20 protein-coding genes are annotated in these 24,247 nt (G+C 67.6%); 2 read left to right on the top strand and 18 right to left on the bottom strand.

Annotated features, from left to right (window positions below; genetic code table 11):
* From ACT6S0_RS16935 to ACT6S0_RS17015, 17 genes are all read right to left on the bottom strand, one after another.
* On the bottom strand, positions 1–1,499 hold a 1,499-nt coding region (locus tag ACT6S0_RS16935; protein WP_444764959.1), incomplete at its 3' end, for a hypothetical protein.
* Entirely contained in the window at positions 1,499–2,311 is an 813-nt protein-coding gene (locus ACT6S0_RS16940) for a carbohydrate ABC transporter permease (RefSeq protein ID WP_444764960.1), read from the bottom strand. The genes ACT6S0_RS16935 and ACT6S0_RS16940, both read right to left, overlap by 1 nt.
* Positions 2,308–3,204, bottom strand: a complete 897-nt coding sequence (locus ACT6S0_RS16945) for a carbohydrate ABC transporter permease (protein ID WP_444764961.1) — start codon at positions 3,202–3,204, stop codon at positions 2,308–2,310. The genes ACT6S0_RS16940 and ACT6S0_RS16945 overlap by 4 nt, the downstream gene beginning before the upstream one ends.
* Positions 3,201–4,469 carry a sugar ABC transporter substrate-binding protein gene (locus tag ACT6S0_RS16950; protein ID WP_444764962.1) on the bottom strand — a complete coding sequence of 423 codons (1,269 nt, stop codon included), beginning with the start codon at positions 4,467–4,469 and terminating at the stop codon, positions 3,201–3,203. Before ACT6S0_RS16950 ends, ACT6S0_RS16945 begins: the two co-directional genes overlap by 4 nt.
* Positions 4,470–4,574: 105 nt before the next feature.
* Entirely contained in the window at positions 4,575–6,002 is a 1,428-nt protein-coding gene (locus ACT6S0_RS16955; RefSeq protein ID WP_444764963.1) for a glucoamylase family protein, read from the bottom strand.
* Positions 6,003–6,053: 51 nt separating this feature from the next.
* Positions 6,054–8,987 (bottom strand): TonB-dependent receptor, encoded by a 2,934-nt coding sequence (locus ACT6S0_RS16960; protein WP_444764964.1) that lies wholly within the window; start codon positions 8,985–8,987, stop codon positions 6,054–6,056.
* A gap of 42 nt (positions 8,988–9,029) precedes the next feature.
* Positions 9,030–10,037, bottom strand: coding sequence for a LacI family DNA-binding transcriptional regulator (locus tag ACT6S0_RS16965; RefSeq protein ID WP_444764965.1), 1,008 nt, complete (start codon positions 10,035–10,037; stop codon positions 9,030–9,032).
* Between the two features lie 7 nt (positions 10,038–10,044).
* Complete coding sequence (locus tag ACT6S0_RS16970; protein ID WP_444764966.1) at positions 10,045–11,388, bottom strand: GH1 family beta-glucosidase; 1,344 nt, start codon at positions 11,386–11,388, stop codon at positions 10,045–10,047.
* A 259-nt stretch (positions 11,389–11,647) separates the two neighbouring features.
* Positions 11,648–12,616 carry a tripartite tricarboxylate transporter substrate-binding protein gene (locus tag ACT6S0_RS16975; protein WP_444764967.1) on the bottom strand — a complete coding sequence of 323 codons (969 nt, stop codon included), beginning with the start codon at positions 12,614–12,616 and terminating at the stop codon, positions 11,648–11,650.
* A 16-nt stretch (positions 12,617–12,632) separates the two neighbouring features.
* On the bottom strand, positions 12,633–13,805 hold the full coding sequence (locus ACT6S0_RS16980) for a phenylacetate--CoA ligase family protein (RefSeq protein ID WP_444764978.1): 1,173 nt from the start codon (positions 13,803–13,805) through the stop codon (positions 12,633–12,635).
* 62 nt (positions 13,806–13,867) lie between these two features.
* Positions 13,868–14,167 carry a hypothetical protein gene (locus ACT6S0_RS16985; protein WP_444764968.1) on the bottom strand — a complete coding sequence of 100 codons (300 nt, stop codon included), beginning with the start codon at positions 14,165–14,167 and terminating at the stop codon, positions 13,868–13,870.
* Positions 14,164–14,982, bottom strand: coding sequence for an ABC transporter ATP-binding protein (locus ACT6S0_RS16990; protein ID WP_444764969.1), 819 nt, complete (start codon positions 14,980–14,982; stop codon positions 14,164–14,166). The genes ACT6S0_RS16985 and ACT6S0_RS16990 overlap by 4 nt, the downstream gene beginning before the upstream one ends.
* A gap of 154 nt (positions 14,983–15,136) precedes the next feature.
* Positions 15,137–16,453, bottom strand: coding sequence for an ABC transporter substrate-binding protein (locus ACT6S0_RS16995; protein ID WP_444764970.1), 1,317 nt, complete (start codon positions 16,451–16,453; stop codon positions 15,137–15,139).
* Positions 16,454–16,475: 22 nt separating this feature from the next.
* Entirely contained in the window at positions 16,476–17,552 is a 1,077-nt protein-coding gene (locus ACT6S0_RS17000) for a branched-chain amino acid ABC transporter permease (RefSeq protein WP_444764971.1), read from the bottom strand.
* A 111-nt stretch (positions 17,553–17,663) separates the two neighbouring features.
* Positions 17,664–18,593 (bottom strand): branched-chain amino acid ABC transporter permease, encoded by a 930-nt coding sequence (locus tag ACT6S0_RS17005; protein WP_444764972.1) that lies wholly within the window; start codon positions 18,591–18,593, stop codon positions 17,664–17,666.
* Between the two features lie 109 nt (positions 18,594–18,702).
* Positions 18,703–19,488 carry an ABC transporter ATP-binding protein gene (locus tag ACT6S0_RS17010; protein WP_444764973.1) on the bottom strand — a complete coding sequence of 262 codons (786 nt, stop codon included), beginning with the start codon at positions 19,486–19,488 and terminating at the stop codon, positions 18,703–18,705.
* A 102-nt stretch (positions 19,489–19,590) separates the two neighbouring features.
* Positions 19,591–21,537: an AMP-dependent synthetase/ligase gene (locus tag ACT6S0_RS17015; RefSeq protein ID WP_444764974.1), complete on the bottom strand. Its 1,947-nt coding sequence runs from the start codon at positions 21,535–21,537 to the stop codon at positions 19,591–19,593.
* A gap of 120 nt (positions 21,538–21,657) precedes the next feature.
* Here ACT6S0_RS17015 and ACT6S0_RS17020 point away from each other — a divergent pair, with 120 nt between their 5' ends.
* Positions 21,658–22,374 (top strand): Crp/Fnr family transcriptional regulator, encoded by a 717-nt coding sequence (locus ACT6S0_RS17020; protein WP_444764975.1) that lies wholly within the window; start codon positions 21,658–21,660, stop codon positions 22,372–22,374.
* Here the strand turns inward: ACT6S0_RS17020 and ACT6S0_RS17025 are convergent.
* Positions 22,349–23,515, bottom strand: coding sequence for an NAD(P)/FAD-dependent oxidoreductase (locus ACT6S0_RS17025; RefSeq protein ID WP_444764976.1), 1,167 nt, complete (start codon positions 23,513–23,515; stop codon positions 22,349–22,351). The genes ACT6S0_RS17020 and ACT6S0_RS17025 overlap by 26 nt on opposite strands.
* Before the next feature lie 91 nt (positions 23,516–23,606).
* Here ACT6S0_RS17025 and ACT6S0_RS17030 point away from each other — a divergent pair.
* Positions 23,607–24,247: peptide MFS transporter (locus ACT6S0_RS17030; protein WP_444764977.1), on the top strand; the 641-nt coding region annotated here is incomplete at its 3' end.

A 24,247-nucleotide genomic window follows, 5' to 3' on the forward strand; every position in this document is an offset into this window, starting at 1 on the left:
ACCCAGCCCAGCGTGCGCGCCTGCCCGGGCGCCAGCTCGACGTCAAAGCGCATCAGCGCCGAAGGCAGTTGCTCGGCGTCGGTCAGTTGCGTCAGCGGGGGCGCCTGCAGCAGCGAGGCAAGGCCGGGCCCGGCGCTCCACGGCGCAGCGCGGACTTCGGCGGGCGCTTCACGCGGCTTGATCGCCAGGCCCGCAGCGCTGAGCTGGCCGTCGGCCCAGGCCAGCGCCGGCAGCGGGCTGATGCCACCCGGCGTCGACAGGAACTGCTGCGGCGGGTTGACCTGCCAGGGGCGCAGCGTCAGCAGCAACGAGTAGCGCTGCGCCTTGCTTGTCGGGTTGCGCAGCGTGTAGCGGGCCAGCAGCTGCGGAGCCTCGGGGCGGGCGTCGGCGCCGGCCTCGACGCGCAGTTCGACATCTGCATGGCGCCACTGCACGACCGGCAGGGCCTGCTCGACGAGGCTGTGCTCGGTACGCACCTGCGCCCAGGTCACGATGCGCCCATCGGCCAGCTGCACGGCCGGCTCGATGCTCGGTCCACCGCGTGTCAGCTCGATGGCGCCGTCTTCGCTGACGAGACCCGAGCGTTGCGCGCCGCCGTCCACGCCGACGACGGTCCAGTAGTTCTGCTCGCCCAGGAAGGCGCGCGGCAGCTCGCCGCGCGGCAGCGCCTTGGCGAGTTCGGCAACAGCGGCGTTGCGGTCGGGCCATTGCGCGGCGTCGCGCAGTTCGACCTCGGGCGGCTTCCGGCCTTCGTGGCGCAGGCGCAGCCAGCGCCATTCCTGCTCGCCGAGGAACAGGGCACGGCCGGGGCGGCTGGACAGCAGCTTCCAGCGCCGGTTGTCGTCGGACACCTCGATGCGCGCGGCGGTGCCGCTGGCGAACCACAGGCCGTTGAATTCGCGCAGGCGCTGGAAGTCCAGCGTCAGCTCGCCGCCGCCGAGCCTGCGTTTCGGAACGGGCCAGGTCTTGGGGGCGGGCTCGCGCGGCTCCAGGCTCAATGCACCGACGCACAAGGCCCCGGCCCCGCCACCGCCCTGCTGGCCGGCGACGACGACAAATTCGATGAACTGGCTGCGCTTGAGCACGCGGTCTTCGGTCGGCCCCCAGGCGAAGGCGACATGGCGGCGCTTGAAGCTCAGGTCGGTCAAGGTGTCGGGCAGGGCGAGCGCCGGGCGGTTGACCCACCAGACGTTGTCGCCACTGGCGTCGACAAACTTGATCTGCACGTCGTTGTTCTTGCTGTTGCCCTTGAGCTGGGTCGTCAGCGCGAAGTCGGCGGGCCAGTCAAGCGGCAGCTCGCGGCGCAGCACGGCGTAGCCGGAGACGCCGGTGAAGTCGTAGTCCAGGCAGAGGCTGTCGTCCTTGGCGTCGCGGCGCAGGCTGGACTTGACCTGGTCCGAGGCGGTGGCCTTCCAAACGGTGGCGTCCTTCATGTCGTCGAGGACGGCAGCACCAGTGAACGGCGCGGTCAGCAGCAGGGCCAGGGCGAACGCCTTCATCACTTCACACTGCCCATCAAAAGCCCCTGCATGTAGTAGCGCTGCAGCGCCACAAACAACACCAGCACCGGCAGCACCGTGATGACCGCCCCAGCCATCATCAACTCGCTGTCCTGCACATGCTCCCTAGACAACGCCGCCAATGCCACCGGCAGCGTGTGCATCTCCCCGTCCGTCAGCACGATCAACGGCCACATGAAGTCGTTCCAGCTGCCAAGAAAAGCAAACACGGCCAGCGTCACCAACACCGGCCTCAAGGTCGGCAGCACGACGCTCCAGAAGATGCGCCACTCCCCCGCGCCATCCAGCCGCGCCGCCTCCAGCAACTCGTCCGGCACACCCCGCGCGTACTGCCGCACGAGGAAGATGCCGAAGATGCCGGCCATGCTGGGGATCAGCACCCCCATCCACGTGTTCACCAGCCCCATGCCCTTGAGCATCAGGAACAGCGGCAGCATCGCCACCTGCCCGGGGATGACCAACGCCGCGATCAGCAGGCCGAACACCCGCTCGCGATGCCGGAAGCGCAGCTTGGCAAACGAATAGCCGGCCAGTGTGTTGAAGCTGACCGAGATCAAGGTACTGACCAGCGCGAGCCCCAGGCTGTTGGCAAAGGCGCGCTTGAGGCCGCCGTCGCCGAGCAGCTTCTCGTAATGCACCAGCGTCGGCTCGCGCGGCAGCAGCGGGGGCGGCAGGCTGGAGGCGCTGCCGGCCGGCATCAGCGACACGCAAACCATCCAGACGAGCGGAAAGATCGCCAGCGCCGCGAACGCCCACAGCAGCCCATTGACGAGCACGGCCCTGGGCTTCATGCGCCCTCCCCCGTGAAGCGCCGCTGCAGCGCGATCAGCCCCTTGCTGACCACCACGATGATGAGGAAGAGCACGAAGGCCACGGCCGAGGCCAGGCCCAGGTTCCACCACTTGAAGCCTTCTTCGTACATCAGGTAGAGCACGCTGACCGTGCTCTGCAGCGGCCCGCCCTGGGTCATCACATAGGGCTCGGCAAAGAGCTGGAAGTAGCCGGCCGTCGTCAGGATGGTCACCATCAGCAGCGTCGGCGCGATGCTGGCCAGCGTGATGTAGCGGAACTGCGCCCACGACTTCGCGCCATCCAGACGCGCGGCTTCGTAGAGGTCGTGCGGCACGGCCTGCAGCGCGGCGATGAAGATGATCATGTTGCCGCCAAAGTTCTTCCACGCGGCGAAGCCAATGATGGTGGGCATCGACCAGTGCGGATCACCCAACCAATCGATGGGGTCGACACCGAAGTGCAGCAAGGTGTAGTTCACCAGGCCGTACTTCACGTGGAAGAGATAACGCCAGATCACCGCGACCGCCACCAGCGTGGTGACGACGGGGGCGAACAGGGCGGTGCGCAGCAGCGGCTTGAAGCGCACGAGCTTGGACTGCAGCAGCACGGCGGCGGCAAGAGACAGCGCGATGGACAGCGGCACGCCCAGCACGACGAAGTAGGCGGTGTTGCCCAGCGCCTGCCAGAACAGCGGCATGCCGAGCACGCGCACATAGTTGTCCCAGCCCTGCCAGCGCAGGTTGCCGATGTCGGCCAGCGCGTAGATGTCGAAATCGGTCAGGCTCAGGGCCAGGCCGGCGAAGACGGGCACGGCGAAGAAGAGCGCGATGACAAACAGCGCCGGGGCGGCAAAGGCCCAGGCGGCGAGGGATTCGCGGCCGGTGGTTCTCATCCTTCGGCCTTGTCCAGCATCCAGCGGCGCTTTTCAAGAATACCGTTCACGCGTGCATCGAGATCGCGCACCGCAACGTCGATGCTGTCGCGACCGCCAACGACGCGGGCCGCGGCGAGCTGCATCTCGCTGGCGATGCGCTCCCACTCGGGCACCGCCGGTGGCGGGCGCACGCGTTCGAGCTGGCGGTGGAAGGCGGCGGCATGGCGGTCTGCGGCCAGCGTCGTGCCATCGGGCAATGGCAGGGTCCAGACGCTGCGGCGTGGGGGCAGGTCGCCGGTCAGGCGATAGAACGCCAGCTGCACGTCGGGACGGCTCAGGTAGCTGATCAGCGCCCAGGCCTCGGGCTTGTGGCGCGAGCGCTTGAACATGGCGAGGCTGGCGCCACCGGCGATCGACGCGCCCGGGCCGGTCGGGCCCGGCAGCTCGGCCGTCGTCCACGCATCGCCCAGTTCGGGCGGCAGGCGTCGCTTGAATTCGCCGATGTTCCAGGGCCCCGAGATGTAGAAGGCGAAGGTCCCGCGCCCGAACTCCTGCCAGAGGTTGGAGATCTGGTTGTTCGTCAGCCCCGGCGCATCACCGCTGGCAAAGCGCTCGGCATAAAAGCCCAGCGCACGGCGGAAGTCAGCGGAAGAGAAGTTGCCGAAGCGGCCGCCGTCGCGCAGCACCTCGGCCGGCTGCTGCAGCGCCAGCGCCAGCAGGGGCTCGAACTCGTTGGTGGGCAGCAGCAGCGGCGTGGCCATGCCGTGCTCACGCAGCCGCGCCAGTGCGGTGCGCCAGGCCGCCCAGTCCTGCGGGATCTGTGCGATGCCGGCGCGGGCCAGCAGGTCGTGCCGCACAAAGAGCAGCCGCGTGTCGACATACCAGGGCAGGCCGACGCGCTCGCCGTTGGGCGCATTGGTGGTCCAGATGCCGCCGAAATAGTCGGCCGCCTGCATCGAGGGCGTGCGGGCTATCCAGGGCGCCAGCGGCTCCAGCGCGCCCAGCACCTGCATCTCGGGCAGCCAGGTGTTGCCGACCTGGGCGAGGTCGGGTGTGGCGTCGCCGGCGAAGGCGGTCAGCAGCTTCTCGTGCGCGGCACTCCACGGCAGCTTTTCGACCTTCACGCGCACGCCGGGTTGCTCACGCTCGAAGCCGGCGATCAGCTCGGCCGCGACTTCGGCTTCTCGGCCCATGGCCCAGAAGCGCAGCGTCGTCGGGCCGTCGCTACGCGCGCAGCCCGTAAGCGCCGCGGCGGCGCTCGTCAGCAGGGCGCGGCGGCGCATCGGACAAGAAAGGAAATGCAACCACAGAGGCACGGAGGCACAGAGCAAAGACAGAGGAAATTCCTCGGTGTCTCTGTGCCTCTGTGGTTGCCTTGGTGTTTCATGTCAGCCGAGCCAACCGCCCGTGAAGCCGGCGCGCTTGAGGCCGCGCACAAGATGGGCGTTCTTGCGCATGACCTGCCACACCAGCTCGCCGCGGTGGTTGCCCATCATCGCGAGCATGGGCCCCTGGTCGATGCCGAGCATGTCGGTGTCGACCCAGCCCTTGCCCGGCTCGATACGGCCATGCGTGAGGCGCACGTCGGGGAAGTTGAAGCTGGGGTTGAAGGCGTCCCAGAAGCCGTAGCGGCCCCAGGTGTGCGGGTAGCGCTGCTTGATGGCCATCAGCGCCGGGATGACGATCTCGGGCGTGAAGGCGATGGAGCTGCCCGCCGCATAGGGCGCCAGCGTGCCGTCGTCGTGCAGGCCCATGCCGCGGCCGGCATAGCTGATGAAGCGGCGCTTGACGGTCTTGCCCGCGGTCGTCGTGTAGGTCAGCTTGATGTCGGCCGGGCCGTCGCTGGCGCTGATGCCCCAGACCTCGGCGCTGTAGCCCCGCCAGCCCAGCGGGTTGGCGGCGGCATAGGCCTGCTGCGCATAGGTGGCGCGGCGCGAGTTCTCGAAGTAGTCCAGGCCGCGCTGCTTCATGTAGGCGTCATGGATGCCGCGGAAGTCCACCCAGCAGTGGGTGAATTGATGGCCAAACAGCGGCGGGAAGCGCAGGAACGTCTGCCCATGGCTCTCGCCCCAGCTGTCGCGGTCGTAGGTGCTGGTCCAGGCCTCGTAGGCCTCGGCCTTGACCGGGCGGGTGGGCGAACCCAGCGCCAGCAGGTAGACCAGCATGGCCTCGTTGTAGCCCTTCCAGTCGTTAGGAATGTGGCCCCTCTCGGGCGTCCAGCCGTGGCCGATGGCGGGTGGCCGCACCTGCGCCCAGGCCCAGTCGACGCGGCCGTAGAGTTCGTCGACGACGGCGCGGATGGCGGCCTCGTCGGCATGCTCGCCGTCGAAGAAGCTCTGCGCATGCAGGGCACCCATCAGCAGCAGCCCGGTGTCCACCGTGGACAGCTCGCAGCGGCCCGAACGCAGCCCCGTCTTCATGTCCAGAAAGTGATAGAAAAAACCCTTGTGCCCGGCCACGCCGGTCTTGCCCGGGCCCTGCGGGAGCGCCGCGAAGAAGCGCAGCGTTGCCAGCGTGCGCTCAGCCGCCTGGGCGCGCGTGATGTAGCCGCGTGCGACACCAACGGGGTAGGCGCTGAGCGCAAAGCCGACAGCCGCGATGCTGGCAAAGGACGGCGTGGGCCAGCGGTCCGGCGCCAGGCCCGTCCGGGCGTCCGTCGTGTCCCAGAAGAAGTCGAAGGTGCGGCGTTCGAGGTCAGCGACGAAGCTGTCGGCGGCTTGCGCCGGCGCTGGCGCCTGCGCCCAGCTGGGCAGGTTGGCGGCCAGCGCGAGGCCGGCGCCGTGCGACAGCAGGGCGCGTCGTGTCAGTGAATCCATGGTGGGCGTGATTGTGGGAGCCGGCGCGGCCGGCTCCCGTTCGTCGGTAGATCAGAACGAGTAGCTGGCGCCGAGCTTGAACTGACGCATCGTGCCGCGCACGCCGGTGCGGGTGTCGAAGTTGGCGTTGTCGCCACCCAGGGCGTTGCGCGGCGGCGTGGACGGGCCACCCACCCAGTCGTCGTAGTAGCCCCAGTTGGCGGTGTTGAACAGGTTCAGCACATCGGCGCGCAGTTGCAGCTCGCCGCCATAGACCTTGAAGTTCTTGGCCAGCGCCAGGTCGAGCTGCTTGAACGTGTCGGAACCGCGCGCGACGGCCCGGCAGCCATTGGGGCCGCTGAAACCGGTGTGGCAGTCGATGACGCGGCGCGGCTGGCCGTCGCCCACCGTCAGCTTGCCGGACAACTGCATGCCCCAGGGCAGCTTGTCCACCAGGCCGCCCACCACCAAGCGGTGCTTCTCGGCATCTTTGGCGGGGCGGAAGCCATAGGTGGCCTTGCCATAGGTCCAGTCGAAGATGTCGTCCGACCATTCGTTGTTGGTGGTCTGGGCGTCGGTGTAGGTGTAGGCCATCGTCATGCTCCAGCCGCTGGCCTGCGTGTAGGGTTTGTCCAAGGACAGGAACAGGCTGGTGGCCTTGTTCTGGCCGACGAAATCGCCGAGCACCACGGTGCCGAAGTTGCGCGGCGCGCCCCCCCACAGCGGGTCCACGGAGTTGGAGTTGCCGAAGCCGCCATTGGGGTCGCGGTTGCCGTTGAACCAGATGAACTGGTTCTTGGCGTGGATCTTGGAGACGGCGACGTCCATGTTCCACTGGCCGAGCGCCTGGCGCAGGCCCAGGCTCAGCTGGTCGGCAAACGGCATCTTGAAGTCGTTCCTGATCATCCAGATCTCGCCGCCCGGCGCGGCATTCTTCTGCAACTCGTCCAGCGTGTTGTTGGCCATCTTGCGGTCGTAGCTGCGGCCCCAGCCGCCGTAGACCACGGAGGCCTTGTTGCCGAACAGGTCGTACGACGCGCCGACGCGCGGCGCGAACGCGCCCTTGAAGGCCTTGCGGGAGTTGCCGGTGGAGATGTAGTCGGCGATGTTGATGCCGCCCTTGGCGAGGGACTGCGCATAGGTCTGGCCCGGCGGCGCGGTGATGCCGTCGACGGTGCGGCCGTCCAGCGCGTTCAACGCGGCGACGCGGTCGGCCGGCGTCACGTAGTCGTTGTTGAGCATGTTGTCTTCATAGTCCCAACGCGCGCCGAGGTTCAGCTCCAACTGCTTGGTCAGCTTCCAGTCGTCCTGCAGGTAGATGCCGAACTGGTTGTTCTTCAGGTCGGCCGACGCCGCCGGGATGGGCAGGCGGATGTTGCACTGGTCGCTGGACAGGCCGTTGCTGCTGACATTGGTGCCCGTGCAGGCCAGACCGTTGAAATACGGCTGGCCCGTCGCGGTGTTCAAGACCGTGTCGATGGCGGCGACGCGGAAGGCGGTGCCGCTGAGCTCGTACTTCATCGCCTTGAACTGCACGCCGCCCTTGATGACGTGCCCGGCCAGGCCGGTGTAGCTGAGGTCGTTCTTGAGGTACACGCCGCTCTGCCGCCGGTCCTGCGCATTGGGCGACCCGCCGGTGAAGAAGATGTCCTGGACGTTGTTAATCGCGTTGGTGGGCGAATACTTGTAGCGCACCAGCGGATCGGCCGAGTCTGACTGCGGGTTCCATTGGCTGCTTTCCCAACCGACGCGCGCCTCGTTGAGCCAGCGGTCGCCGGTGTACTCGTGCGTCACGTCGACGCGGTAGGCGTTGTTGTTGTTGTTGATGGCCGTGCTGGGCGCGAAACGGTCGCCGTCAACCGAGTAGCCGGTCTCCTTGCGCAGCGTGGTCGAGATGTCCAGGCGCTGGCGGTCGTCGATCTCCGCCGACAGCTTGCCGAACACCAGATGCTCCTTGAACGCACCCTTGAACGAGCCCTGTTGCGCGGCGATGCTGGGCACCAGGCCCGGGCTGCCTGCGTATTTGTCCAGGTTCATCGCCGTCAGCTGGCGCGGCTTGTCCAGCGACTTGCCGTCGTAGGCAAAGAAGTAGTGCAGGGTGTCCGGCTTGATGGCGCCACCGAGGCTGAATCCGGCCTCGATCTGCTTGTACGAAGGCGGCTCGATCTTGTTGGCCTTGTCACGCTTCTGGATCGGGCTGAGCGCCGTCCAATTGCTACCAGTTCGGTTGACGTAAACGTTTCCATGCGTTTCATTGCCGCCAGATTTGGTGACTGCGGCAATCGCCACGCTGGAGACTTGGTCGAACTCGGCCTTGTAGTTCTGCGTCAGCACCCGGTACTCGGCGATGGCCGCCTGCGGGAAGGGATTGCCGCGGCTGGTGTCCTGGCCGGCCACGCCGCCGCGCAGGATGTTGTTCTTCTGACCGACGCCGTCGATGAAGACATTGACCGAATCGATGTTCTGCGAGCCGCCGCGCAGCCGCGTGTTGCCGCCGGCATCGGTGTCGAAGCGCACGCCGGGCGCGAAGTCCGCGGCCGACAGAAAGTTGCGCGAGGCCTGCGGGATGGCTTCGATCATGCGGTTGGACACGGTCGTGCCGACCTGGGAGTCGATGACGCCCTGGCGTTGCGAGCTGCCTTCGATGACGACGGTGCTGAGCTGCGTGGTGCCGCTGCTGAGGTCCAGTGTGGCGTTCTGGCCGACCGACAAGGTCACCGCGCTGCCGCTGCTGGCGCCGCCGACGCGGATCTCGTAGCTGCCGGGGCTCAAACCGACCAGCACATAGCTGCCGTCGGCCAGGGTCTTGGTGCGGTAGATGTTGCCGTTGGCCTGGTTGACCGCCACGACGTCGGTGCCGGCCGGCGCCGCCGTGCCGGCGGCGCTGATGGTGCCGCGCACCGTGGCATTGGAAGTTTGCGCCGAGGCGGCGCCTGCCAAGGCAAGGAAGACGGCCGTGGCGAGCGCCTGGCGGCGCCAGGGCCTGCGGGTGGATGTGATGCTCATGATGTCCTTGTCTCCTGGTTGTTTACTGTGGTCTGGACGGGATCAGGGCTTGGCAGCGCCGCAGGACCGGCGCACGACGAGCTCCACCGGCATGACGGTGGCGCTGGGATCGGAATCCTGGCGCTCCAGGGTGTCGGCCAGCGCGTCGAGCGCCTGCTGCCCCAGGGCGGCGATGGGCACGTGCATGGTGGTCAGCGCAGGGCTGACATAGCGGGCGATGGGAATGTCGTCGAAGCCCGCCAGCGCGATGTCGTCGGGCAGGCGCACGCCGCCGGCCTGCAGCACGCCAAGCAGGCCGATGGCCATGATGTCGTTGGCGGCGAACACGGCGTCGGGCCGTGCGGACGGTGGTAGCGCCAGCAGCGCTTCGCCCGCGCGCTGGCCGCCGGCTTCCGAAAAGTCACCTTCCAGCAACCAGGGGGCAACGCCAGCAGGCAGGCCAGCGCGGTAGCCGCGCTCGCGCTCGCGGGCCTCGAAGTTGGTCGCCGGGCCGCCCAGGAAGGCGATGCGGCGTCGGCCGCTGACGACGAGGTGCCGGGCCATCTCGCGCGCGCCACCAAAGTTGTCGACCGCGAAGACGCGCTGCGTCGGCCGGCGCACGCCGGAGTTCAGCAGCACGGCCGGCAGGTTGAGCGGCAGGTTCTGCGACAGGAAGTCGTCGTCGGCATGCGGCGACATGACGATGAGGCCGTCGACTCGGCCGTTCATCGCACGCAGCGCGGCGGCGGCCTCGCTGGCGTCGTCATGCGAGCTGGAGAGCAGCAGGTGCAGGCCGCGTGCGCGGGCCGCCTGGTCGATGCCGCGGATCAGCTCCGAGAAGAACTCGCCGTGCAGGTCGGGCAGCAGCGCGCCGACCGTGTCGGTGCGCCGCGTGATGAGGCTGCGCGCGGCGCCCGACGGGCTGTAGCGCAGCTCGCGGGCAACGTCGAGGATGCGCTGGCGGGTGTCGGCCAGCACGTTCTCGGCGCCATTGAGCGCGCGTGAAACCGTGGCGACGGACACGCCGGCGACGCGGGCGACATCCTTGATGGTGGCGGGGCTGGCGCTCATGTTCTTCTTAGAGGTTGGCGCCGTGAGCGGCGATGACCTCAGCATAGAAGCGCGCACTGGCCTTGGGCGTGCGCTGCTGTGTCTGGAAGTCCACATGCACCAGGCCGAAGCGCTTGGCAAAACCGAGCGCCCATTCAAGGTTGTCGAACAGCGACCAGGCGAAATAGCCGCGCAGGTCGGCGCCGCGTGCCATCGCATCCTGCACCGCAGCGATGTGCGTGCGCAGGTAGTGCACCCGCAGCGGGTCGTCGACGCGGCCGTCGATGGCGGCTGGCGGGTCGTAGAAGGCGGCACCGTTCTCGGTCACGTAAAGCGGCAGGCCGCCATAGCGCTCGTGCAGCCACACCAGCGTGTCGGCCAGGCTTTGCGGATGCAGCTCCCAGCCCGTCTCCGTATAGGTGCCGCCGGGCTGGCGCTGCGGCGTGGCCGGCACCGGCCAGGCCTTGGCGTCGTGGCGGACGACGGCGCGGGTGTAGTAGTTCAGGCCGAGGAAGTCGATGGGCTGCTTCAGGGCCTCCACCTCTGCCGCCGGCCAGTCGGGCCAGGCCTCGCCGAAGACCTCGCGCAGCTCCTCGGGATAGCGGCCGAGCAGGGCCGGGTCGAGGTATTGCCGGTTCATGTAGGCGTCTGCCAGGCGCGCCGCGTGGCGGTCGTACTCGCTGGCGTCGGCAGCCAGATGCTTGGGCTCGATGTTGACGACCAGACCGATCTGGTGCTTGCCCATCGCTCGGTAGGCCTGCACGCCCTTGGCGTGCGCCTGCATCAGCCGGTGTGCCGCGATGGCCGCCTCGTAGGCGCTCCGGTGGCCCGGTGCCAGCGTGCCCTGCATGAAGCCGCCATCGGCCACGACCCACGGCTCGTTGATCGTCACCCACAGCGGCACGCGGTCGTCCAGCGCCTTGAAGCTGACCTGGGCGTAGTCGGCAAACCAGTCCGGCATGTCGGGGTTGAGCCAGCCGCCGCGGTCGTCCAGCGCGGCGGGCAGGTCCCAGTGGTGCAGCGTCGCCATCGGCGTGATGCCGGCGGCCAGCAGCTCGTCGACGAGGCGCTCGTAGAAACCCAGGCCGGCGGCGTTCACGCGGCCACGGCCCTCGGGCAAGAGCCGGTTCCAGGCGATGCTGAAGCGGTAGGCCGTCAGGCCCAGCTCGCGCATCAGCGCAACGTCGTCCTTCATGCGGCGGTAGTGGTCGCAGGCCACGTCGCCGGTGTCGCCGCCCGCCACGCGGCCGGGCGTGCGCACGAAGCGGTGCCAGTTGCTGACGCCGGCGCCATCGGCCAGCGGCGCGCCTTCGACCTGATAGGCGGAAGTCGCGCAGCCCCACAGGAAGCCAGGCGGGAACGGTTGTCTCATCCGTGTGTCGACGCCGCTTGCGCGGGCCGGTTGTTATGTCGTCATGAAAACGTTTACATGCATTCTTTCGATGAACCGCAGATGAGTCAACAACGTGTTTACCCGACGCAACAACGCAGCACCTGGCCGGAGCCGCAAGAGCCGCGCGCAGCCGCGGCCCGCTGCGGCTCGCGCGGAAAGCAGCGAGGGCCCGACCGCTGTGCGCGGCCGGGCCCTCAAGTCATGGATTGCGGCGGCGGCGAGAACGCCGCTCCCGCCCTCAGTCGGCGTAGACCCCGGCGGCCTTGATGACGGGGCCGAGCTTGTTGATCTCGGCCTCGACGAACTTCTTGTGATCAGCCGGCCCGACGCGGGCGTCGGTGACGATGACGGCGCCCAAGGCTTCCTGTCGCTTCTGGAAATCGGTGTCCTTCAACGCAGCGCGCAATGCCGTGTTGACCTTGTCGAGCACGGCCTTGGGCGTCCCCTTGGGCGCGTACAGACCGTGCCAGATGGTCAGGTTGAAGCCCTTCAGGCCGGACTCGTCCGCGGTCGGGAGCTTGGCCAGCGGGCCGTTGGCCAGGCGCTTGGACGACATCACGGCAAAGGCCTTGACCTTGCCGGACTCGATCTGGCTGGTGGTGTTGGTGGTCTGGTCGCACATGATGTCGACCTGGCCGCCGAGCAGGTCGTTCATGGCCGGCGCGGTGCCCTTGTAGGGCACGGTCGTCATGTCCGACTTGACGGCTTGCTGGAACAGCAGGCCGCACAGGTGCGAAGCCGAACCGACGCCGGCGTTGGCGAGGTTGACCTTGCCCTTGTTGGCCTCGAGCCACGTGGCCAGTTCCGCATAGTTGCCGGCCGGCAGTGTGGACCGGCCGATCAGCGTCATCGGCACCTCGTTGACCATGCCCAGGTATTCGAAGTCTTCCAGCGTCTTGAAGGACAGTGAGCGGTAGAGCGCCGGCGCGGTCGCCATGCCGATGTGATGCAGCAGCAGCGTGTAGCCATCGGGCGCGGCCTTGGCCACCTTGCTGGCACCCAAGGTGCCACCCACGCCACCGACGTTCTCGATGATGAGGGTGGCGTTGAGTGGCTTGCGCATGGCTTCAGCCAGGTCGCGAGCCACCTTGTCGGTCGGGCCGCCCGCGGCAAAGGGCACGACGATGGTGACCGGCTTCTCGGGATACTGGGCAAAAGCGGGCAGGCAAGCCATCAGGCCTGCGGTGAGCATCAGGGTACGGCGCATTGGGTGTCTCCAGCGGTTAACGACGGTCTTCGATCAACCTGCCGTCGTTGGGCAAGCTGCCAGGCGGCAGCGGTTCTACTTCAACACGCAGTTTGGTCAGGTCGCGTGCAGTCTGCATCAGGCTTTCCACGAGGCCGGGGGTTGTGGATTCCCACATTTCCACCTGCAGCATGACGTGGTCCTGGGCCAGCTCGCCGCTGACGACGAGGCGCGCGCGCCTCACCTCGGGGTGGCGCTTGACCAGCTCTGCCACCTGCCCCGCATGCACGAACATGCCGCGCACCTTGGCCGACTGGTCGGCCCGGCCCAGCCAGCCGCGCAGGCGCTGGTTGCTGCGGCCGCAAGGACTGGCCCCGGCCATGACCGCCGACAGGTCACCCGTGGCAAAGCGGATCAGGGGGTAGCCAGGGCTCAGCGTCGTCACTACCACCTCGCCGACCTCGCCGTCGGGCAGCGGCTCGCCCGAACCAGGGCGAACGATCTCGACGATGACGCCCTCATCGACAACCAGGCCGTCTCGCGCGGCGGTCTCGTAGGCAATGAGGCCGAGGTCGGCCGTCGCGTAGCACTGGTAGGCAGCGACACCACGCTCGGCGAACCAGGCGACCAGGGCTGGCGGGCAGGCCTCGCCGCTGACGAGGGCGCGCTGCAGGTAGGGCAGCACATGGCCGCCCTCAACCGCCTTGTCGAGCAGGATGCGCAACAGGCTGGGCGTGCCGGCATAGGCCTCGGGCTGGAGGTTCAGCAGCGCCTGCAATTGCAGCTCGGTGTTGCCGACACCGCCGGGGAAACTGGCGGCGCCGATGGCGCGCAGGCCGGCTTCCATCATGGCGCCGGCGGGCGTCAGGTGATAGCTGAAGCCCACATGTGCCAGCTGTCCGGCGCGCACACCCGCTGCATGCAGCGCACGGCCGATGCGCCAGGGGTCGATGCCGTCGGCATCGGGCTCGGGCTCGTAGAGCGGCCCGGGCGACTGGAAGATGCGCCGCGGCATGCCCACTGCGAAGCCCCCGAGCCGCAGCGCGCGCCGCGCGCTCTGGGCTGCTGCCAGGCTGCTCTTGCGCGTCAGCGGCAGGTGGGCCAACGCCGCACGCGAGCTCACGCCAGCGGCGTCGGTGCCCGCCAACAGTTCGGCGTAGGCCGGGCTGCTGGCCTGGGCGTGCGCTACCTGCAGCGGCAGCGCGGCCATCAGCGCCGCCTCGCGCTCCGCCGGGTCGCGCGCCTCCAGCGCGTCGTAGAACTCGGTGCCCTTCACTCCTCGTCCTTCCAGCGCACGAGCCGCCGCTTGATCTCGTCCTGGACCTTGCGCAGCTCGGTGGCCGACTTCAGCGTGAACGTGTCCCACTCGGGCGTGCGGGCCGGGCGCCTGGCCAACTGCACCTTGACGGTCGCGCCGTCGACGGCCAGCTTGAGCACGACATCCGCACCCAGCATCCAGCCCTCGCCCCGTTCGGCCAGCACGCGCTGGTCGCGGGCGCAGCGCTTCATCGTCTGCAGCGCTGAATCCGCGTCGAAAGGCGGTGGCGCCATCTCCCAGCTGTCATCACTCATGCCAGCCACCTCTTTCTGCGCTTGTAGCTCTTCACATCCTTGAAGCTGCGCCGCCCTTCCCCGTCCTTTCCACCCATGCCGAGGTAGAACTCCTTGACGTCCTCGTTCTCGCGCAGCGCGCTAGCAGCACCGTCCATGACGACGCGGCCGTTCTCCAGGATGTAGCCGTAGTCGGCATAGCGCAGCGCCATGTTGGTGTTCTGCTCGGCCAGCAGGAACGTCACGCCCTCGCGCTGGTTGAGGTCGCGCACGATCTCGAACACCTCCTCGACGATCTGCGGCGCCAGGCCCATGCTGGGTTCGTCCAGCAGCACCATCTTCGGGTTGGCCATCAGCGCGCGGCCGATGGCGCACATCTGTTGCTCGCCCCCGGAGGTGTAGGCCGCCTGGCTGCCGCGCCGCGTCTTCAGGCGCGGGAAGTAGTTGTAGACCTTGTCCAGCGTGTCGCGCACCGCGGCCTTGCCGTCCTTGCGCGTGTAGGCACCGGTCAGCAGGTTCTCCTCGATGCTCAGGTGGGCGAAGCAGTGCCGCCCCTCCATGACCTGCACCACGCCACGCTGAACCATGGCCGAGGTGGACAGCTTCTCGATGCGCTCGCCGCGCAGCTCGATGCTGCCCTTGGTCACCGCGCCGCGCTCGCCCTCCAACAGGTTGGAGACTGCACGCAAGGTCGTCGTCTTGCCGGCGCCATTGCCGCCGAGCAGGGCCACCACACGGCCCTCGGGCACCTGCAGGGAGACGCCCTTGAGGACGAGGATGACGTGGTTGTAGATGACCTCGATGCCGTTGACGTTGAGGAGGGGTGGGGTGTTCATCCGTGGGTCTCCGGGCCGAGCGCCGGGCCGCCCCAAGCCGGCCCGCCTGGGGCTGCATGCGGCTCAATGCCGCATGCAGCCGCGTCCCCGCGGGGGACCGACTGGGCGGGGGCGCGTTCAGCGCTGCCAGACCGGGCGAGGGGCTGCATGTTCTTCAGCTTTGGCAATCCGCCGGCGTCCGCCGTTCCAGCTTCTTCTCAGCGGCGTACTTGTCGGCCGCCTGCTTGACCATCGGCTTGATGATCTGCTCATCGGCCTGGTACCAGTCCGAGCTGAACTTCCACTTGGCGCCGTCCCAGGTCTGCACGCGTGCCCAAGCCGAGCCCATGTGGTCGACGCAGCTGGTGGACACCGGCCGCATGACGCCGGCCAGGCCCAGGCCGTCGAGCTTCTTCTGGTCGAGCGCCAGGTTCTCCAGGCCCCAGCGAACCTGCTCGCCGCTCATGACCTTGCCCTTGCCGTAGCGCTCCTGGGCGCGCTTGACGCCCTCGACCGCCAGCATGGCCGAGATCAGGCCGCGCATGTAAAGCACCTGGCCGACCTCTTCCTTCGGCCCCGTGCCCTGGCCCTTGGCATGCACCAGCTTGAGGACCTCCTGCGAGACCTTGGCGTCCGGGTGGACGCCGTGCTGCATGGTCAGCGCGCTGTACCCCTTGGCGCCCTCGGCCACGTCCTTGACGTCCGGCTCGGCGCCGGCCCACCAGATGCCGAACATCTTGTCGCGCGGGTAGCCGGTGGCCTGGGCCTCCTTCAGCGAGGTGGTGTTCATGACACCCCAGCCCCACAGCAGCACATAGTCGGGCCGGCTCTGGCGGATCTGCAGCCAGGCGCTCTTCTGCTCGACGCCGGGGTGGGTGACCGGGATGGTGGCCAGCTCGAAGCCATGCGTCTTGGCCCGCTCGGTCAGCATGGGGATGGGCTCCTTGCCGTAGGGGCTGTCGTGATAGACCAGGGTGATCTTCTTGCCCTTGAGCTTGTCCAGCCCGCCGTTGATCTTGCCCAGGTGCTGGACGAGCACGTCGGCACCCATCCAGTAGGTGCCGATCAGCGGGAAGTTCCATTTGAAGACGCCGCCGTCGGCGCTCTCGCTGCGGCCATAGCCGGCGGTGATGAGCGGGATCTTGTCGGCCGGTGCCTTCTCGGTCAGCGCAAACGTGACGCCGGTGGACAGCGGCTGGAAGACGGTGGCGCCGCCGTTCTTGCCCTTCAGGCGCTCATAGCACTCGACGCCGCGGTCGGTCGCGTAGCCGAACTCGCATTCCTCGAAGCTGATCTTGACGCCGTTCATGCCGCCCTGGGCATTGACGAGCTTGAGGTAGTCCACATAGCCATTGGCCCAGGGCGTGCCGTTGGGGCCGTAGGCGCCGGTGCGGTAGACCAGCACGGGGAAGAACTGCTCCTTGGCTTGAGCCCATGCGGAGCCGGCCGAGGCGAGCGCCGCCAGCGTGAGTGCGAGTGCCTTGAACTTCATCGTTGTCTCCGTTGTGTGCTGCTTAGTGCGGGAAGGGCCAGAGACGCAGCTTCTCTTTGCCCGTGGACCAGAGCTTGGCCAAGCCATGCGGCTCGACGATGAGGAAAAACACGATCAGCGCGCCGAACACCATGTACTCCACATGGCTGACCAACGCGGTGTCCACATGCAAGCCCAGCCAGCCGCCGAGCACCGGCAGGGCCTGGGCCAGCGCAATGGGCAGGACCACCATGAAGGCCGCGCCGAAGAAGGCGCCCATGATGGAACCCAGGCCGCCGATGATGACCATGAAGAGCAGCTGGAAGCTGCGGTCGATGCTGAAGGCCGCCGGCTCCCAGGAGCCCAGGTAGACAAAGCCCCACAACGCGCCGGCCACGCCGACGATGAAGCTGCTGACCGCAAAGGCGCTGAGCTTGGCGGCCACCGGCCGGATGCCGATGACGGCGGCCGCCACGTCCATGTCGCGCATGGCCATCCATGCGCGGCCGATGTGGCCGCGCACCAGGTTCTTGGCGATCAGCGCGAAGACGATGACGAAGGCCAGGCAGAACAGGTATTTCTGCAGCGGAGAATCGATGGGCATGCCGAACACGGCCAGGTTGGACACGCTGACCGAGCCCGAAGCCGAGTCCAGCGTGAACCACTTGATGCGCAGGAAAGCCCAGTCGGTGAAGAACTGTGCCGCCAGCGTGGCAACAGCCAGGTACAGGCCCTTGATGCGCAGCGACGGGACGCCGAAGAACACCCCCACCACCGTGGCGCACACGCCGCCCAGCAGCAGCGCCGCGATCAACGGCATGCCGTCGATGCGGGCGAAGAAGTTGTAGGCCGCGTACGCCCCCACGGCCATGAAGGCGCCGGTGCCCAGCGAAATCTGGCCGCAGTAGCCGACCAGGATGTTGAGGCCGATGGCCGCCAGCGACAGGATGAGGAAGGGGATGAGGATGGCGCGCAGCAGGTACTCGTCGGCCAGCAGCGGCACGCCGATGACGGCAAAGGCCAGCAGCAGGCCGATGGCGATGCGGTCCTGGCGGATCGCAAAGATCTGCGAGTCCGCAGCGTAGGAAGTCTTGAACTGGCCGTTTTCGCGGTAGAGCATGGTCAATCCTGCAATGCACGAAAACGCAACCACAGAGGCACAGAGACACGGAGGAAATTCAGAGGCTGCTTCTCTGTGCCTCTGTGCCTCTGTGATTGCATTTCTTCGGCGTCAGACGCGATCAATGATCTTCTCCCCGAACAGACCCTGCGGCCGCACCAGCAGGAACACCAGCGCCAGCACATACGCAAACCAGATCTCGATGCCGCCACCGAGCATCGGGCCCAAGTAGGCCTCCGACAGCTTCTCGCCCACGCCGATCAGCAGCCCGCCGACGATGGCGCCGGGCACGCTCGTCAGCCCGCCCAGGATGACCACCGGCAGCGCCTTCAGCGCCACCAGCGACAGCGAGAACTGCACGCCCAGCTTGCTGCCCCAGATGATGCCGGCCACCAGCGCGACGAAGCCGGCCACGCTCCAGACGATGACCCAGATGCGCGCCAGCGGAATGCCGATGCTCTGCGCGGCCTGGTGGTCGTCGGCAACAGCGCGCAGTGCGCGGCCGGTGCTGGTGTATTGAAAGAACAGGCTCAGCACGCCCACCAGCAGCGCCGCGATGCCGGTGGCGATCAGGTCCTCCTGGCCGACGAGGATGCCGCCGGGGAAGGTCTGATCGAACAGGAAGAGCGGATCCTTGGGCATGCCCACGTCGATCTTGTAGATGGCCGAGCCGAACAGCGTCTGGCCGAAGCCGTCGAGGAAATAGGTGATGCCCAAGGTGGCCATCAGCAGCGTGATGCCCTCCTGGTTGACCAGGCGCGACAGCACCAGTTTCTGGATGGCCCAGGCCAGCACCACCATCAACGCCAGCGCCACCGCAAAGGCCAGCACATTGACGAGCACCTTCCCCTGCAGCCCCGTCCACTGCGGAATCCACTCCGAGAAGCGCGCCATCGCCAGTGCCGCAAACAGCACCATCGCGCCCTGGGCGAAGTTGAAGACGCCGCTGGCCTTGAAGATCAGCACGAAGCCGAGCGCGATCAGCGAATACAGCATGCCGGACATCAGGCCGCCGATCAGGGTTTCGAGGAACATGCCCATGGTCAGCCTCCAACCCCGAGATGCAACCACAGAGGCACAGAGGCACGGAGAACAGCCCTCTGAATTTCCTCTGTGTCTCTGTGCCTCTGTGGTTGCATTTGCATGTCCCTCAATGCGACGTACCGAGATACGCCGCGATCACGTCCGGATTAGCCCGCACCTCATCCGGCGCCCCGTCGCCGATCTTCCTGCCGTAATCCAGCACGACGACCCGGTCCGAGATGTCCATCACCACGCCCATGTCGTGCTCGATCAGCACGATGGTGGTGCCGAACTCGTCGTTCACGTCCAGGATGAAGCGGCACATGTCCTGCTTCTCCTCGACGTTCATGCCGGCCATGGGCTCGTCCAGCAGCAAGAGGCTCGGCTCCATCGCCAGTGCGCGGCCCAGGTCGACGCGCTTTTGCAGGCCATAGGGCAGGCGGCCAACGGGCGTCTTGCGGTAGGCCTGGATCTCCAGGAAATCGATGATGCGCTCCACCGCCTCACGCTGTTCGCTCTCCTCGCGCCGCGCGGGGCCCACATGCAGGGCCTGCCAGAACAGGCCGCGACGCATGCGCAGGTTGCGGCCGGTCATGATGTTGTCCAGCACGCTCATGCCCTTGAACAGGGCCAGGTTCTGGAAGGTGCGCGCCACGCCCATCTCGGCGACCTGGCGCGGGCTCATGCCGCTGAAGGTCTTGCCACGCAGGGTGATGGCGCCCTGCTGCGGCTGGTAGACGCCATTGATGCAGTTCAGCATCGAGCTCTTGCCCGCGCCGTTGGGGCCGATGATGGCGCGCACCTCGTGCTCGCGCACATCGAAGCTGATGTCGGTCAGCGCCTTGACGCCGCCGAAGGCCAGCGAGATGTTCTTCACGTCGAGGACGACGTCGCCGATGTGCTTAGTTGCCATCGCAAGGCCCATTGAAAGGCAACCACAGAGGCACAGAGACACAGAGGAAATCCAGAGACTGCTTCTCTGTGCCTATGTGCCTCTGTGGTTGCATTTGTCGTCTCACGCCGCGCTCCTGACCGCAGGGAACGTCCGCGCCTCAACGATGCGCAGATCCGCCGCCACCATGGCCGTGCGGCCGTCCTCGAACTTCACCTGCGTCTCGATGTATTGCGACGGCTTGCCGGCGTAGAGCGCCTCGATCAGCACGCCGTACTTCTCGGCAATTGCGCCGCGCCTGACCTTGCGGGTGCGCGTCAGCTCGCCGTCGTCGGCGTCCAACTCCTTGTGCAGCACCAGGAAGCGGCTAACCTGGCTGCCGGCCAGCAACTCCTCTTGCGCGAGGTCAGCGTTGACCTTCTCGACGCAATCCAGGATCAGTTCATAGACCTCCGCGCGCTGGGCCAGGTCGGCATAGCCGGCATACGCGATGTTGCGGCGCTCGGCCCAGTTGCCCACCGCCTCGAAGTCGATGTTGATGAAGGCGCAGACCTTGTCACGCCCATCACCGAAGCACACCGCCTCCTTGATGTGCGGGAAGAACTTCAGTTTGTTCTCGACGTACTTGGGCGCAAACATCGCCCCGTCGAAGGCACCGCCCATCAGCCGCCCGACATCCTTGGCCCTGTCGATGATCTTCAAGTGGCCGCCGGGCGTGAGGAAGCCGGCGTCACCGGTGTGGTACCAGCCGTCCGGGGTCAGCGCCTCGCTTGTGGCCGCATCGTTCTTGTAGTAGCCCTTGAGCAGCCCCGGCGAGCGCACCAGCAGCTCGCCGCTGTCGGTCAGCTTGATCTCCACGCCATCGATGGGCACGCCCACCGTGTCGGCGCGGGCCTCGTGGTCGGGCTGCAGGCAGACGAAGACCGCCGTTTCGGTGGAGCCGTAGAGCTGCTTCAAGTTGATGCCGATGGCGCGGTAGAACCTGAACAGATCCGGCCCGATGGCCTCACCCGCCGTGTAGGCCACGCGCACCCGCGAGAAGCCCAGGGTGTTGCGCAACGGGCCGTAGACAGCGAGGTCACCCAAGGCATAAGCCAGGCGGTCGAACAGGCCGACGGGCTGGCCGTCCATCCGCCGCGGGCCCACGCGCCGGGCCAGCGTCATGCAACGCTCGAACAGCCAACGCTTGGGGGCAGAGGCGTCCTCCATGCGGATCATCACCGTCGTCAGCAGGCCCTCGAAGACGCGCGGCGGCGCGAAGTAATAGGTCGGCCCGACCTCCTTCAAATCGATGCTGACCGTCGAGGCCGACTCCGGGCAGTTGACGACATAGCCGCAGGCCAGCCACTGCGCATAGCTGAAGATGTTCTGGCCGATCCAGGCCGGAGGCAGATAGGCCAGCACCTCTTCGCGCTCGGTCAGCTTGTCGAAGCGCTGTCCGGCGGTGGCACGGTCGATCAGCGTGGCATGGGTGTGAATGACGCCCTTGGGGTTGCCCGTCGTGCCGGAGGTGAAGAAGAGCGCCGCCACGTCGCCCGAATCGCCAGCCGCGACCTCGGCGGCGAACAGCGCCGGCCGCTGCGCCTGTGCGGCGCGGCCTTGTGCGATCAATTCGTCCAGCGACGCCAGGCCAGGCTCGTCATAGTTGCGCAGGCCACGCGGGTCGTCGAACCAGATGCGCTTGAGCTGCGGGCACTGCGCGCGCAGTTCCAGCAGCTTGTCGACCTGCTCCTGGTCTTCGACGATGCCGAAAGCGATCTCGGCGTTGTTGAGCGGAAAGACGAACTCGGCGGCGACGGCGTCCTGGTAGAGCGGCACCGGCACGGCGCCCAGGCACTGCGCGGCGAGCATGCCGGCGTAGAGGCGTGGCCGGTTCTCGCCCACGACGACGATGTGCTCGCCACGCTTCAACCCCGCCGCCGCCAGACCCATCGCCAGTTCCTGCACCAGCGTGGCCAGTTGCGCCCAGCTCAGCGTCTGCCAGACGCCGTAGGCCTTCTCACGCAGCGCCGGCGCATCGGGGCGGCGGGCGGCATGGTCGAGCAAGAGCCGAGGAAAGGTCGCGGTCAAGCCTGTCTCCGTTGCAAGGGCTGGAGCCCCTGTCTGTTGGCCCCATTCTGGTCACTACTTTGACGCCCATCTGTCGGTACGACGACAATTTACGGGTCTTCACGGCCCAGACTTTCCCGCATGGCCGATGCCCCACTGCCTTTGCGCCAACGTGCGCGCCGGCCGACGCCGGCTGAACTCGATGCCATTCCATGGCTCAAGCTGCTCAATGGCGATCAGCGTGACCTGGCCGTCAGCACACTGGAGGTCGGCGACGCCCAGCCCGGGGAGCGCCTCTGCCGCATCGGCCGCCCTGCAACGCTGTGGTTCGGCGTCGTCGAGGGCCTGTTGAAGATGAACAACGACGACTCGACGGGCCAGGCCATCACCTTCACCGGCATCCCGCCGGGCGGCTGGTTCGGCGAGGGCACGCTGCTCAAGCGCGAGGTCTACCGCTACAACATCCAGGCCCTGCGGCCCAGCGTCGTGGCGGGGCTGCCCATCGACAGCTTCCATGCGCTGCTGGACGGCAGTATTGCCTTCAACCGTTTCGTACTGAACCAGCTGAACGAACGGCTTGGGCAGTTCATCGCCGCGCGCGAGACCGACCGCATCCACGACCCCGACATGCGTGTGGCCCGCAACCTGGCCGCCCTCTTCCACCCGACGCTCTACCCGGGCGTGGGCAGCTGGCTGCGCATCACCCAGGAAGAGCTGGGCTACCTCGTCGGCCTGTCACGCCAACGCGTCAACCAGGCGCTGCACCGCTTGAGCGACGTCGGGCTGATCCGCATCGAATACGGCGGCTTGCGGGTGCTGGACCTGCAGGGCCTCAGGTGCTTCCCCGCATCGCCCTGAAGCGTTGCGGGGACAGGTGTTGCGCCGAGATGCCCATGTCGGCCAAGTCCTGCGGCAACGGCCGGCCCAGCGCCAGCGCGGCGGCCGCGCGGCCCAGGGCCGGCGAGGTCTGGATGCCGTAACCGCCCTGGCCAGCGCACCAGAAGAAGCCCGGCGCGGCGGCATCGAAACCCACGACGGGTGAGCGGTCGGGGCTGAACACGCGCAGCCCCGCCCAGCTGTGGCGCACGCGGCGCACCGTCTGGCCGGTCAAGGTCTCGAAGCGGTCGACGGCGATGGCCACATCCAGCTCGTCGGGCTGTGCGTCACAGGGGGGGCTCGGCGTCTCATCCGCCGCCGAGATCAGCAACAGGCCGGCATCGGGCTTGAAGTACTGGCTCTCGTCGATGGCGACGACGGCGGGCCACAGCGTGGCGTCCACACCGTCCGGCAGGTCGATCAGCACGGCGGTGCGGCGCAACGGTTGCAGCGGCACTGGTGCCAGGCCCGCGAGCGCGGCGACGTCGTCGGCCCAGGCGCCCGCGGCATTGACGACGATGCCGGCGCGAAAGCTGCCCGTGGCCGTGTGGGCCAGCCAGCCGGCGCCCTCGCGCTCCAGCGCCTGCAGGCCGGCACCGAGGTGCAGCTGAGCCCCCGCAGCGCGCGCCTGGCGCAGGAAGCCCTGGTGCAGCAGGTCGACGTCGATGTCGGCCGACGTCACATCCAGCAGCGCACCGGCAATGCGCTCGCGCTGCAGCAGCGGCACCCGGGCCAGCACTTCGTCGACCGTGAGGGCCGAAGTGCGCTCGCGCACGTCGGCATCGGCCGTGAAGTCCTCGACCAAGCCCTCCTGCCCGGCGCCGACAAGAAAGAGCGTGTGCCGCTCGCGCAGCAGCGCCTGCTTGACCATGCCTTGCGACGGCGTCCTGAAGTAGCCCAGGCTGGCGCGCGTCAGCGCGCGGATCGTCGCGTTGCCATAGAGCGCCGAGTACAGGGCGGCCGAGCGGCCCGTCGAGTGGTAGCCCGCCTGGGCTTCGGCTTCCAGCAGCGCGACGCTCGCCTCACCGGCCAGCGCCGCCGCCACGGACGCACCCGCGATGCCGGCACCGATGACGATGCAGTCCACGTTCTTCGTTGTCGCTTGACCCACGGGCAGATGCATGTAGTTTCCAATTTGGAAAATAAATGTACCATCACGAAAAATGCTGAGCAACGTTGAAATTCACCGCCCGGCTCAGCCCTGAGGAGAACCCGTGGACGCTTCCCTGCACCCCGCACCGCCATCCCGCCCGACGGCCCAGTGGTTCGGCCAGCCGCGTGGCTTGGCGGTGCTGTTCCTGACCGAGATGTGGGAGAAGTTCTCCTTCTACGGCATGAAGGCGCTGTTGATCTACTACATGATCCGGCACCTGCAGTTCGCACAAGCCGATGCATCGCTGATCTACGGCGCCTATGCGGGCGGCGTCTACCTCACGCCCATCTTCGGCGGCTATATCGCGGACCGCTGGCTCGGCCGGCGGCGCGCCATCCTCATCGGCGGCGCGCTGATGGCGCTGGGGCATTTCACGCTGGCCTTCGAGTCGGCCTTCTTCCCGGCGCTGGTGCTGATCGCCCTGGGCAACGGCCTGTTCCTGCCCAGCCTGCCCAGCCAGGTGGGCGACCTGTATGACGAGGCCGACCCGCGCCGCGGCGGCTCATACAACGTCTACTACGTCGGCGTGAACCTGGGCGCGCTGCTCGCGCCGCTGGTGTGCGGCACGCTCGGCGAGGTCTACGGCTGGCATGTGGGCTTTGGCGCGGCGGGCATCGGCATGTGCATCGGCCTGGCCATCTATGTGCTGGGCGGGCGCCACCTGCCGCCCGACCGGCCGCGCGCGGCCGAGCCCGCCAGCGG

This window comes from Roseateles sp., from assembly GCF_052436255.1.
Lineage (GTDB): Bacteria > Pseudomonadota > Gammaproteobacteria > Burkholderiales > Burkholderiaceae_C > Pelomonas.